Source organism: Streptomyces sp. NPDC043870, from assembly GCF_056435785.1.
In genome coordinates, this window is record NZ_JBWKDT010000008.1 from 169,469 (window position 1) to 181,214 (window position 11,746).

At 72.8% G+C, this 11,746-nt stretch carries 9 protein-coding genes and 4 pseudogenes; 4 read left to right on the forward strand and 9 right to left on the reverse strand.

Annotated elements, in window-relative coordinates; all coding sequences use genetic code 11:
• Positions 1-75: 75 nt before the first annotated feature.
• Both AC0699_RS13530 and AC0699_RS13535 read right to left on the reverse strand, forming a co-directional pair.
• Positions 76-176: pseudogene (locus AC0699_RS13530) on the reverse strand (SDR family oxidoreductase); the annotation flags it as partial.
• 9 nt (positions 177-185) lie between these two features.
• On the reverse strand, positions 186-674 hold the full coding sequence (locus tag AC0699_RS13535; RefSeq protein ID WP_478659408.1) for a rhodanese-like domain-containing protein: 489 nt from the start codon (positions 672-674) through the stop codon (positions 186-188).
• Positions 675-762: 88 nt separating this feature from the next.
• Here AC0699_RS13535 and AC0699_RS13540 point away from each other — a divergent pair, with 88 nt between their 5' ends.
• Positions 763-1,209, forward strand: coding sequence for an Lrp/AsnC family transcriptional regulator (locus tag AC0699_RS13540; RefSeq protein WP_453669306.1), 447 nt, complete (start codon positions 763-765; stop codon positions 1,207-1,209).
• 34 nt (positions 1,210-1,243) lie between these two features.
• On the opposite strand, the gene AC0699_RS13545 is transcribed toward AC0699_RS13540, so the two are convergent.
• From AC0699_RS13545 to AC0699_RS13555, 3 genes are all read right to left on the reverse strand, one after another.
• Positions 1,244-4,531, reverse strand: coding sequence for an AAA family ATPase (locus AC0699_RS13545; RefSeq protein WP_478659410.1), 3,288 nt, complete (start codon positions 4,529-4,531; stop codon positions 1,244-1,246).
• A 222-nt stretch (positions 4,532-4,753) separates the two neighbouring features.
• Entirely contained in the window at positions 4,754-5,917 is a 1,164-nt protein-coding gene (locus AC0699_RS13550; RefSeq protein ID WP_478659412.1) for an exonuclease SbcCD subunit D, read from the reverse strand.
• Positions 5,918-6,217: 300 nt separating this feature from the next.
• Positions 6,218-6,844, reverse strand: coding sequence for a YigZ family protein (locus AC0699_RS13555; RefSeq protein ID WP_478659414.1), 627 nt, complete (start codon positions 6,842-6,844; stop codon positions 6,218-6,220).
• 59 nt (positions 6,845-6,903) lie between these two features.
• Between AC0699_RS13555 and AC0699_RS13560 the strand changes: the two are divergent.
• Positions 6,904-7,131: pseudogene (locus AC0699_RS13560) on the forward strand (CoA-binding protein); the annotation flags it as partial.
• Here the strand turns inward: AC0699_RS13560 and AC0699_RS13565 are convergent.
• A complete protein-coding gene (locus tag AC0699_RS13565) occupies positions 7,130-7,864 on the reverse strand; it encodes a TetR/AcrR family transcriptional regulator (RefSeq protein WP_478659416.1) in 735 nt (244 codons plus the stop codon). The pseudogene AC0699_RS13560 and the gene AC0699_RS13565 sit on opposite strands and share 2 nt — an antisense overlap.
• 101 nt (positions 7,865-7,965) lie before the next feature.
• Here AC0699_RS13565 and AC0699_RS13570 point away from each other — a divergent pair, with 101 nt between their 5' ends.
• Positions 7,966-9,345, forward strand: a complete 1,380-nt coding sequence (locus AC0699_RS13570) for an amidohydrolase family protein (protein WP_478659417.1) — start codon at positions 7,966-7,968, stop codon at positions 9,343-9,345.
• A 64-nt stretch (positions 9,346-9,409) separates the two neighbouring features.
• On the opposite strand, the pseudogene AC0699_RS13575 reads toward AC0699_RS13570, so the two are convergent.
• Positions 9,410-10,101: pseudogene (locus AC0699_RS13575) on the reverse strand (iron-dependent transcriptional repressor DtxR).
• Between the two features lie 8 nt (positions 10,102-10,109).
• Positions 10,110-10,649 (reverse strand): YbhB/YbcL family Raf kinase inhibitor-like protein, encoded by a 540-nt coding sequence (locus AC0699_RS13580; RefSeq protein ID WP_478659419.1) that lies wholly within the window; start codon positions 10,647-10,649, stop codon positions 10,110-10,112.
• 154 nt (positions 10,650-10,803) lie between these two features.
• Here AC0699_RS13580 and AC0699_RS13585 point away from each other — a divergent pair, with 154 nt between their 5' ends.
• On the forward strand, positions 10,804-11,508 hold the full coding sequence (locus AC0699_RS13585; RefSeq protein WP_478659421.1) for a GntR family transcriptional regulator: 705 nt from the start codon (positions 10,804-10,806) through the stop codon (positions 11,506-11,508).
• 26 nt (positions 11,509-11,534) lie between these two features.
• Here AC0699_RS13585 and AC0699_RS13590 read toward each other — a convergent pair.
• Positions 11,535-11,699 (reverse strand): annotated as a pseudogene (locus tag AC0699_RS13590) (P-type ATPase actuator domain-containing protein); the annotation flags it as partial.
• Positions 11,700-11,746 lie beyond the last annotated feature (47 nt).

Sequence of the window (11,746 nt, forward strand, 5' to 3'; positions counted from 1 at the left end):
CTCGCACGCGCCTCGGGCGCTCAGCTCGTGCGAGCCGGGACATGAGCAGCGCTGCCCCGTGCGCGGCAGCGCTGCTCATGAACGCCTGAAGCCGCCCCGGAGCCGATGGCCCGGCCCGTGATCCACTCGGCTTCGTCCGTGGCCGGCCGGGCGATGCGCCGGGCCGGGTCGTCCGGCGTGCGGTGTCAGCAGCCGCAGTGCTCCGCGCCGACCGGGGCGGTCAGCGGGTCCGGCGCCCGGCGCTCCCTGCCCTCCCAGGTCTCGTACTCGAAGCCCTCACGGACCCAGTACTCGAAACCGCCGAGCATCTCCTTGACGGGGTAGCCGAGTTCGGCGAGGGCGAGCGCCGCGCGCGTGCCGCCGTTGCAGCCCGGGCCCCAGCAGTACGTGACGACCGGCACCGACGGGTCCAGCAACTGCGCCGCCTGCTCGGGGATCAGCGCGGTGGGCAGATGGATCGCGCCCGGGACGTGGCCCTGGTCCCAGGACTCGGTGGAGCGGGAGTCGAGCACGACGAATCCGGGGTCGCCATCGGCGGCGAGCACGGAGGCGACGTCGGACACGTCGGCGTGGAAGGCGAGGCTCGCGGAGAAGTACGCGGCGGCCGCGGCCGGGGAGGCGGGGGGAGTCCGGAGGACGGCGTTCGCCGTGCGCGGTGTCGTTGTCATGATCAAGAATCTACGGTCGCCGATCGTTCGGCTGAAGTGCGATTCCCCGGCACTTCCCTTGATCGGCCGGGCAATCCCCTGCTATCTCTCGGGAATGACGGGATATTCACCGGACGCCACGGACTGGCGCATCCTCGACGCCCTGCAGAGCCAGGGCCGGGCCAGTTTCGCCGAGCTGGCCAGGACCGTTTCGATGTCGCCGAGCGCGGTGACGGAGCGGGTCCGCCGGCTGGAGGAGGCCGGGGTGATCTCCGGCTACACGGCCGTGGTGGACCACGAGCGCCTCGGGCTGCCGATCCTCGCGTTCGTACGGCTGCGCTATCCGAACGGCAACTACAAGCCGTTCCACGATCTGGTGGACGCGACGCCGGAGATCCTGGAGGCGCACCATGTCACGGGCGACGACTGCTTCGTGCTGAAGGTCGCGACGCGCTCGATGAGCCACCTCGAGGAGGTCTCCGGGAGGATCGGCACGCTCGGGTCGGTGACGACGAGTGTCGTGTACTCGTCGCCCCTGCCGCGGCGGGCGGTCAGCCGCTGACGGTCAGGCCCTGTCCGGGCGATCTTGCCGGGGCTCAGCCGCCGAGCGGTGCACCGCGCAGCCGTACGGCGGAGCCGTGCCGCTCCTTGACGACCTCCAGCTGGGCGGGGATCCGGCGGCGCAGATCGGCGACATGGCTGACGATGCCGACGCTGCGGTCGCGTTCGCGCAGCGCGTCGAGGACGTCGAGCACCTCGTCGAGGGTCTGGTCGTCGAGGCTGCCGAACCCCTCGTCGATGAAGAGGGTGTCCAGGCGTACGCCGCCCGCCTCGTCGGTGACGACGTCGGCGAGGCCGAGGGCGAGAGCGAGCGAGGCGAAGAACGTCTCGCCGCCGGAGAGCGTCGCCGTGTCCCGCTCGCGGCCGGTCCAGGCATCGACGACATGCAGGCCGAGTCCGGCCCGCTTGCCGCCGGCGCGGGCGTCCGAGTGGACCAGGGTGTAGCGGCCGGCGGACATGCGCTGCAGTCGTACGGTGGCGGCGGCCGCGACCTGTTCCAGGCGGGCTGCCAGGACGTACGACTCGAGGCGCATCCTGAGCTCGTTGTCGGCGGAGGTGCCGGCGGTGAGGCCGGCGAGCCGCGCGACGCGGTCGTACTCGTCGCGGAGCGGGCCGAGACGGCGCACTTCGGTGACCGCCTGGCGGGAGAGCCGGGCGAGCTCGGCGCACCGCTCGCGGGCGGCGTCGAGGACGGACGCGGCGTCGCGCAGGGCGCGGTCGGCGGCGTCGTGAGCGCGCTGCGCGGCGTGCGGGTCCGCGGGCGGGTACTCGGCCGCAGCGAGGGTCTCCGGCTCGGCGAGCCGGTCGGCGACCGCGGCGGCCTCGGCCTGCCAGGCGTCGAGCCGGTGCTGGAGGTCGCGCTGTTCGGCGTCGCTCAGCAGCGCCGCGGCGGCGGCCGCGGGGGTGTCGTACCCGGCCCGGAACGCGGCGTCGGCGAGCCGGTCGTCGGCCTCCTTCAGCCGCTGGGCCGTGGTTTCGGCCGCGCGGACGGCTTCGGCGGCATCGGCGAGCAGCCCGATCCGCCGCTCCAGCAGCGCGGCCTGCTCGGCGACGCTCCCCGCGCCGCCGACGACCCGCGCGACCTCGGCGTCCAGCGCCGCCTGTTCCCGGTCGAGCGCCTCCCGTCGCGACGTCCGCGCAGCCGAGCGCGTCGCGGCCTCCTGCCGCGCGGCGACCCGCTCCCCGTACTCCCGCTCGGCCCGGTCCAGGGCCTCCCGCGCCGCATGCATGCCCGCGGCCAGCGCCTGTGCCTCGCCGTGCTCGTGTTCGAGGCCTGCGACGACGGCTTCCAGCTCGCGCACGCCGGGGTCCCCGCCGCCCGAGCCGTCCGAACTATCCGAAATGTTCGACGTGCCGCCGTGCGTGACGTCCGTCATGGCGAGGGCGGGCATTGCTGCGGCCGCGGCCGCGTGGTCCGTGGGTACTGCCTCCCCGTCCTCGGCGAGCGGCGCGCCGGCCGCACGCGACGTGGCGCCCCTCGTACGGCCCGGCTCGTGGGGCGGGCGTCCGACCGCCGGAGGCGGGACGTCTTCCCCCGCGCCGTCGGCGGCAGGCGCTGCCCCCATGGGCGGCGCCTCCCTCGCCGCGCTTCTCGCCGCGCTTCTCGCCGCGGTGAACGACTCGCGCACGACGGCCAGTTCACGTTCGGCGTCGGCGCGGGCGGCGTCCGCCCGGGTGTAGGTCTCGTACGCCGCCTCCTCGCGGTCGCGGCCCACGTAGGTGTCGTCGGCCACGGCGGGGGCGGGGTGGTCGGCCGATCCGCAGACGGCGCACGCCGCGCCGGGAACGAGACCGGAGGCCAGCTCGGCGGCGATACCGCGCAGGCGGCGTTCCTTGAGGTCGAGCCAGGTTTCGCGGGCGGAGTTGGCGTGGTCGCGGGCGGTGCGGAGGGTCTCCTCGACGGCCGTGGCGCGAGCCGCGAGACGGTCACGCTCCCGGGCGGCGACGACACGGCGGCGCGCCGGGGCGAGGCGGCCCGCGAGGTGCTCCGCGCGGGTCGCGGCGTCCCGGGCGGCTTCGATGCGGTCCTGGAGGCCGCTGCGTACGGTGCTCCAGTCGGCCAGCCAGCCCTCCGCGTCCTGAAGGAGGTCGTCGTCGGCGCGGGCCTGGCGCTCCAGGTCCGCACGCTCACGGGCGAGCTCCGCGCTGCGCCGCTCGGCGCGACGGGCGGCGTCGAGGCCGCCGAGGTCTTCACGGAGGGCGCGCTCCTTTGCGGCGAGCTGCTCGGCGCCGGCGTCCACCAGGGTGGCCGGGAGCATCGCTCTGACCCGCTCCCAGGCGGTACTCGCCGCCCGGTGCTCCCGGTCGGCGTCCTCGCGCAACCGCAGCGCGGGGCCCACCAGTTCCGCCTTGCGCGCCTTGTCCAGCAAGGCCTGGACGCGATCGCGCTCGGGGCGGCGGGCCGCCAGCTCCTCGGAGCGGCGGCGCGCCTCGGCGTGACGCTGCTGCAGACCGGCCAGCTCCCGCTCGGCACCCAGGGCGCGCCGGGCGGCGGCCTGCCTGCTCTCCGCCGCGGACAGGGCGCAGTCGGCGATGCCGAGGGATTCCTGCGCGCCCGCCCGGGCCACGGCCGCCCACGCGAGGACCGAGCCGGCGAGCCCGGGCTCGCCGGGCCTGCCGTCGGGGACGGGCCAGTCGCCGGCCGCGGTCCCGGCCGCCTGGGCGATCCGGTGGGCGACGGCCAGCAGCTGTTCGTCCCCCTCGCGCACCTGCTGTTCGGCGACGCGCCGCAGCTCGGCGAGCCGCTCCTCGACCGCGGCGAAGCGCCGCGTGTCGAAGAGCCGGCCGAGGAGCTTTCCGCGCGCCTCCGCGTCGGCCCGCAGGAACCGTGCGAAGTCGCCCTGTGGCAACAGCACGACCTGGCAGAACTGGTCCCGGCTCATGCCGACGAGCTGAGTGATCTCCTCGCCGATCTCCTGGTGGGAACGGCTGAGCGCCTTCCACTCGCCGCGCTCGGCGTCGAACTCCCGCAGCCGGCTCTGCGCCTTGTCGGTGGTGAAGCCGGCGCCCTTCTTCTTGGGACGCGGCTGCGCGGGCCGCCGGGTGATCTCCAGCCGCCGCCCGCCCACGGTCAGTTCGAGACACACCTCGGTGTACGTCCCCGGCGCGGCATGGTCGCTGCGCAGCGACGCACCAGGGCTCTGCCGAGCTCCGGGCACCGCCCCGTAGAGCGCGTAGCAGACGGCGTCGAGGACGGAGGTCTTGCCCGCACCGGTCGGGCCGTGGAGCAGGAACAGCCCGGCGGCGGTGAGCGCGTCGAAGTCGACGTCCTGCCGCCCGCCGAAGGGCCCGAAGGCGGTGAGGCCCAGTCGGTGCAGTCTCACCCGGCCACCTCCCTTGTGCGGCGCGGTCCGCCTCCGGGCGGCGCGGTACCCGGTGTCGACGGTCGTCCGTCCTCGGCCGCCCCCGCGGCGGCAGCCCCATGTCGATCGCAGCCCTCGCGGCCTGCGCGCGCGCTCCCTGTCGCCGTGTTCGACCAGCGGCCTCCGGCCGCGGGCGTCGCGCCCCCCTCCGGCTCACTCACCACCGTCTCGCCCCCCTTCGGCTCACTCGCCACCGCGGACCGCCGTGTCCACCCGGACGTCGTCGAAGGCGCCTCGCAGCACGGCACGCTCCTGCTCGTCGGGGCCCGCACCGCCCCGCACGTGAGCCACGAAGTCCTCCGCGATCTGGTGGTCGTCGCGGTCGCGCAGCCGCTCCGCGTAGGAGGCGAGGGGGTCCTCGTCGGTCCGCTCGGGGGCGAAGACCAGGCTCAGGGTGTGCGGGAAGCGTTCGGCGAGCCGGGCCATCGGCTCGTTCGGGCGGACGGGGTCGGTGAGCGTCGCCTCGACCCAGGACTGCTCGTGGCGCTCCAGCGCGGGGTCCTCCAGGAGCTCTTCGAGCCGTCCATGGAGGCGGGCGAGCGGCCGGGGCACAGGGCAGTCCAGCCGCTCGGCCCCGATCTCCCCGCCGGGCCCCAGGTCGACGAGCCACATGGTCTTGCGGTGGCCGGCCTCGGAGAAGGAGTACGCGAGCGGCGAACCCGAGTACCGCACGCGCTCGTTGATCGCCTGGCAGCCGTGCAGATGCCCGAGAGCGGCGTAGTCGACGCCGTCGAACACGCCCGCGGGCACGGCGGCGACCCCGCCGACGGTGATGTCCCGCTCACTGTCGCTGGGTTCCCCGCCGACCACGAACGCGTGCGCGAGGATGACGGACCGGGTGCCCGGCGCACGCCCCGCGAGGTCCGCCCGTACCCGCTGCATCGCGGCGCCGAGCACGGCCTCGTGCCCGGCCGTCGCCGTCCGGAACTCGTCCCGCACCAGGGCGGGCTCCAGATACGGCAGTCCGTAGAGGGCGACCTCGCCGTGCTCGTCGGCGAGCACCACCGGTGTGCCACAGCCCGCCGGGTCCGTACGCAGATGGATTCCGGCCCGCTCGATCAGTCCGGCGCCGACGCCGAGCCGACGGGGCGAGTCATGGTTGCCGGAGATCATGACCGTCGGCACCCCGACGCCGGCGAGGCGGTGCAGTGCGTCGTCGAAGAGCTCCACGGCAGCCAGCGGCGGCACGGCCCGGTCGTACACGTCCCCTGCCACCAGCACCGCGTCCACGTCGCGCTCGCGCACCGTCGCCACCAGGTGATCGAGGAACACGACCTGGGCGTCGAGCAGGCTCACCCGGTGGAACGACCGTCCCAAGTGCCAGTCCGACGTGTGCAGAAATCTCACAAGACGGCTCCGACCTGCATGTTTCCCTTTCCCCGCCCCCAGAGCCAGCACCCGCCCAGCACGGAGCCTCGCCACAAGCACCGACCACGCTATCTCCCGTCGGCACCTGATCCCTCACGGACCTCGGTTTTTCACCCAGGACGGACGCGAGGCCCGGCGCCGGTCCGCAGAAGCGCCCGTCGATGTTCTGCCGTGTCGCCCGCTTGGGGACAACCGGCGGGCCGCGGCACGGCGCATGCGGTCCGTCGGACGAACTCGCACCCGTTCCAGCCCCCGACCCGGCCGCTCCACCGGTGCGCCTCAGGCGTCGCCGTACGCCTCACCGCCGAGCTCCAGTTGCGCCGTCCCGGCGGTCGTGTCGGCGAGCCAGGCGCGAAAGGCCTCGACATCCGCGTCCGGAAGCCCGAGCTCGATGGTCACGGCCTCGCCGTACCGCACATCTCGCACCGACCGTCCTGTCGCACGCAGATCGTTCTCCAGCTTGCCCGCCCGCTGATGGTCGACGGTCACGGAGGCGAGCCGGAAGCGCTGCCGGGTGAGGGTGCCGAGCGCGTCGAGGGCCTCCCCGACCGCTCCCCCGTACGCACGGATCAGCCCACCCGCACCGAGCTTGACGCCGCCGTAGTAACGCGTGACGACGGCGACGACATAACGCACTTCCCGCCGCATCAGCATCTGCAGCATCGGCACCCCCGCGGTGCCGCCCGGCTCGCCGTCGTCACTGGCCTTCTGGACCGCGGCGTCCGCGCCGATGACATACGCGAAGCAGTTGTGTGTGGCGGTCGGGTGCTCCTTGCGGATGCGTGCGACGAAGTCCTGCGCCTCCTGCTCGGTCGCGGCGGGGGCGAGCGCGCAGATGAAGCGCGATCGGTTGATCTCGGTCTCGTGCACGCCCTCGCGGGCCACCGTCCGGTACTGCTCCTGCATTGCGCCAGCCTATGCGGCGCTACGGGAATGGTCGCCGCGGGCCGTCCGTTGAGCGGGGCCTGTACGCAGACGCGGAGACGATCCGGAAGATCCTCGCCGAGACCGGTGACACCTGGGCAGTGGTCGGCCTGTCGAACAACATGTCGCGCGCGGCCCACGGGGTCGCCCGGGTCCTCCAGCGCTTCGGCAAGCGCATCGTGCGCGTGCACCCCAGGGCCGAGACGGTCCACGGCGAGCAGGGGTACGGCTCGCTCGCCGACATCCCGTTACGGGAGCCGCGGGACGTCAGCCGTCGGCGGCAAGGCGGTCCAGCCACTCCCTCAGCAGATGCTGCTCCGCACCGCTGAGGGTCGTCTGTTCGGGCAGCGCGGCGCGCAAGGCGCGGGCGGCGCCTGCCGGGCCCTCGTCCTGCACGGCGGGCTGTTGGTTGGTTACGGCGGCGACCATGGACTCCCGCAACATGGTCAGCAGGGCCGGGCTGCGCCGGTCCTCGGGCAGGGACAGCCAGGTGAGTACTGCGCCGCGCGCCGTGGCATGGATGATCTGGGCCGCCAGCTCCTCGTCGACGCGGAGCCAGCCGCCTGCGGCGAGGCGCCGGACACGGCCCATGAGGATCTCCATGCCGGCCTTGAAAGCGGCCGAGGTGGCCCTCGCGGGTTCGCTGTACATCAGTGTGTACAGCGCAGGATTGGCGAGACCGAACTCGACCGCGACGTCCCAGCCGGCTCTCAGGTCCTCGATGAGGTCCCGTGGCTCGGGATCGACGTGCTTGGTGGCGAGAAAGGCGGCGAAGCCGTGCTCGGCCACCGCGTCGAGCAGCCCGTCCTTGTCACCGAACAGCCGGTAGATGGCCGGCGGCTGCAGGCCGGCCGCATCAGCGACCGCGCGGGTGGTGACCGCTTCACGCCCCCCGCGCGTCAGCAGGCCGATAGCGGCCTCGATGACCCGCTGCCGGGTCTGTTCGCGACCGACGACCGCAGCGTCGGTCGCGCTGCTCCCACTCATTGCACGCGACGGCATGCATCGATGATATCGCAGATATCGCATAAGTGATTCCATCGATATTATCAATGATACCGTTGATGTGGTTCCAACGGAAACGGATCGTCTAGGAGCATCGCATGTCCGACCGACTGCGGATCATTGCACTGGAAGAGCACGTCACCCTGCCCACGATCATGGAAGCGTGGTCGCGGTCCGGGGTGCCGGAGCTGCCGAACCTGGGGTTCGGCGAAAGCCCCGTCGCCCAGCGGCTACGCGACACCACGGAGATGAGGCTTGCGCACATGGACGACCAGGGTGTCGACGTGGCGGTGCTGTCGATCTCGTCACCGGGCGTGCAGAACCTGCCCGACTCGGACGCGGTCGCCGTGGCCCGCGACACCAACGACCAGCTCGCGGAGGTCGTGGCCCGCAACCCCGACCGGTTCCAGGCGTTCGCAGCGATCCCGACGCAGTCGCCGTCAGCCGCGGCCGCGGAGTTGGAACGGGCGGTCACCGAGCTGGGTTTCCCGGGCGCCATGCTCTACGGACGCACCGGATCCAAGCTCGCCGACGACCCCGAGTACGACGAGCTGTACGCCGCGGCAGAGCGGTTGCACGTCCCCCTCCACTTCCACCCGCAGATGCCTGTGCAGGCGGTGATGGATGCCTACTACTCGGGCATGGGGCCCATCGGGACCGCGCTGGCAGGGCCCGCGATCGGCTGGTACTACGACCTGGGCGTGCAGTACCTTCGGATGATCTTCTCCGGCGTCTTCGACCGGTTCCCCGACCTCCAGGTGATCGCCGGCCACTGGGGCGAGGTCGTGCTCTTCTATCTCGACCACACCGGGTTCTTCGCCGACGCCGGCGGCCTGGCCCGCCCGCTCGCCGACTACTTCAAGCAGAACTTCTGGGTCGCCGGTAGCGGCACCGTTAGCCCCCGCTACCTCCGCTGGACAGCCGAAGTCGTGGGGACCGAACGGATGCTGTACTCCACCGACTATCCCTTCACCTACGGGTTCCGCCCCGGCGGCTTCCCCTTCGTGGACACCAGCGCCGGCGTCGCGCGGTCCTTCCTGGAGGGCGCCCCCTTCACCGACGAGCAGAAGGCCCGACATCGCGCACCGCAACTGGGAACGGCTCACGACCCGCACCGCGCAATCCAGTTCAGGCCTATGAGACACCTGATCAGACGCGTCAGGCTCCACCGCGCCAGTCTCGCCCATGCCGTCGAGGGCGCCTCGCAGTGCCCATCGCCCCTCTCCGGCACGGGCCACCCTGCTCGGCCGCGAACGCATATCGCCCATGAACCCCGGTGCGCGTTGCCCCATGTCGACGCCCGACCACCAGACAGCAACATGTGCTGTTGGCTGATGCGCGGTGGGCGCGAACCAAGCCGCGGCTTCCGGCCGGACTGCCGCTCCCGGCCTCGAACCTCGCGGCGGGCCCCCTGCTCGCTGCGCTCCGGCTCGGCACCGCCCTGGCCGAGGTCCAACGAGGATGGCCCTGGACCATGATCGTGGTCCAGGGCCGTCCTCGTGCCTGCGCGGGCCACCGCAACTGGCTGGTGCCCGGCTGGGCTCAGCGCTTGTCCACGAAGACGTGCGCGGCGGTCTGGGTGGGGAGTTCGGCGGCCTCCCCGCCGCTGCCGACCGTCACGCCGCCGGGCGACGACCTCACGCTCACGACCGCGCCGGGCTGCACCCCGGCGTGCCGCAGGGTGTACATGAGCTGGGGGTCGCTCTGGATCGGCTCCCCGATGCGCCGTACGACCGCGCTCGCGCCGTTCGGCCCGGGCTCGAGGTCGCTGAGGCTGACCATGCTCTCGTCGGGGAACGGATCCGCGGTGCTTTCCTCGCCGAGCTCCTCCAGGCCCGGGATCGGGTTGCCGTAGGGCGACTTGGTCGGGTGCCGCAGCAGCTTGAGGAGGCGGCGTTCGACGGCTCGCTCATCACGTGCTCCCAGCGGCAGGCTTCGGCGTGGACCTGCTCCCACTCCAGCCCGATCACGTCGACAAGCAGACACTCCGCGAGCCGGTGCTTGCGCATCACACGCGTGGCGTTGCGCCGGCCCTCCTTGGTCAGTTCCAGGTGCCGGTCGCCGGCGACGTGCAGCAGGCCGTCGCGCTCCATGCGGGCGACGGTCTGGCTGACGGTGGGGCCGCTCTGGTTCAGGAGCTCGGCGATGCGGGCGCGCATGGGGACCACGCCCTCCTCCTCGAGCTCCAGGATGGTGCGGAGATACATCTCCGTGGTGTCGATGAGTTGGGACATGCTGTTGGTCAGGCGGGGGTTTCGGCGGTGGCCATCAGGACCGCGCGGCCGAGGATGTGGCCGGCCATGGTGAAGCCGAGGACGGCCGGAGTGGCGTCGGCCGGGACGCCGATGGAAGCGACGTCGAGGGCGTGAACCACGATGAAGTAGCGATGAGGACCGTGCCCGGCCGGCGGGGCGGCGCCGATGAAGCGGGCTGCGCGGGCGTCGCCCGGCAGTTGGAAGGCGCCCTCGGGCAGGCCGGAGCCGGTGTCGTCGCCGGCGCCCTCGGGCAGCTCGGTGACGGTGGCGGGGATGTCGGCGACCGCCCAGTGCCAGAACCCGGACCCGGTGGGGGCGTCGGGGTCGTAGACGGTGACGGCGTAGCTCTTGGTGCCTTCGGGGGCGCCGCCCCAGGACAGTTGCGGGGAGACGTCCTTGCCGCCGGGGACGCCGAAGATGCCGGAGAACTGCTCGGGCGACCAGGCGGCGCCGTCGGTGACGGTGGTGCTGGTGACGGTGAAGGAGGCCGCCTCAGGGAGGCGGGCGAAGGGGTCGTTGGTGCTCATCGCGTCATTCCTTTCAGGGCGTGCCGTGGGGCGGCGGTGATGTGGCCGACGGATAGCCCGCAGCGTCGCGTAGAGGCACCGCCGCCGCTTCCTCGCCGTGGATCGACCATAACACCAATAATCGATTATTCGAGAGATCGTCTATGCTGGCGGCATGACTCAGACGGCCCACACCTCGGCCTCGTCGGGGAAGCAGATGCTCTCCGAGCAGGTCTACGCCCGCCTGCGGGACGCGATCATGCGCGGGGACTACGCCCCCGGTGACGCCCTCAAACCGCAGGACCTCGCCAAGGAACAGGGGGTGAGCCTGGCCGTCGTGCGCGAGGCGCTCGTGCGGGTGGTCGGCGAGGGCCTCGCCGACCGGCTGCCCAACCGCGGCTTCGCCGTCCCGGCCTTCTCCGACCGCCGCTGGCAGGAGATCGCGGAGGCCCGCCGGACCATCGAACCGGTCGTGCTGCGCATGTCCATCGAACGCGGCGACGTCGACTGGGAGGCCCGCGTACGAGCCGCCCACCACCGGCTGGCCCGCACCCCGGCATACGTGAGGCAGGAGGGCGAGTACTACAGCGGCGCATGGTCCGAAGCCCACCGGGTCTTCCACCGCACCCTGCTGGAGGGCTGCGGCAACCCCGTCCTGCTGGAGACCTTCGACCGGATGTGGACCGCGAGCGAGCTGGCCCGTCGCTGGTCCGCGCACCGCAACCCCGACCGGGACGGCGCTGACGAACACCGTCGGCTGGAGGAGGCAGCGCTGGCCCGCGACGCCGACACCGCTGCCGAGGTGCTGACCCAGCACCTCACCCAGACCGCGACCGGACTGACCGGCTGCACCCGCCAAGAACCCGCGAAGGAAGCCTGATCGCCTCGCCAAGACCCGATGACTGCCGACTCGTCGGTCTCGACGCCGAAGCCCTCCAGCAGTCGGGAGTCTGCCGGGACGGCGCCGCCGGAGACGACGGCGATGATGTCGCCGACGACCAGCTCACCCGCCTGCCGGCCGCGGGGGGGGGGGGGGGGGGGGGGGGGGGAGGGGGGGGGGGGGGGGAGCAGGGCCGGCCTGTGGTTTCTTTTTTCCTCCCTCCATGAGGGGGGGGGTG

Excerpts from the sequence above, each read along its gene's own strand:
- AC0699_RS13540 (WP_453669306.1), top strand. The coding sequence starts at position 763 with ATGACGGGATATTCACCGGACGCCACGGACTGGCGCATCCTCGACGCC.
- AC0699_RS13555 (WP_478659414.1), bottom strand. The coding sequence starts at position 6,844 with ATGCAGGAGCAGTACCGGACGGTGGCCCGCGAGGGCGTGCACGAGACC.
- AC0699_RS13565 (WP_478659416.1), bottom strand. The coding sequence starts at position 7,864 with ATGCCGTCGCGTGCAATGAGTGGGAGCAGCGCGACCGACGCTGCGGTC.
- AC0699_RS13570 (WP_478659417.1), top strand. The coding sequence starts at position 7,966 with ATGTCCGACCGACTGCGGATCATTGCACTGGAAGAGCACGTCACCCTG.
- AC0699_RS13580 (WP_478659419.1), bottom strand. The coding sequence starts at position 10,649 with ATGAGCACCAACGACCCCTTCGCCCGCCTCCCTGAGGCGGCCTCCTTC.
- AC0699_RS13585 (WP_478659421.1), top strand. The coding sequence starts at position 10,804 with ATGACTCAGACGGCCCACACCTCGGCCTCGTCGGGGAAGCAGATGCTC.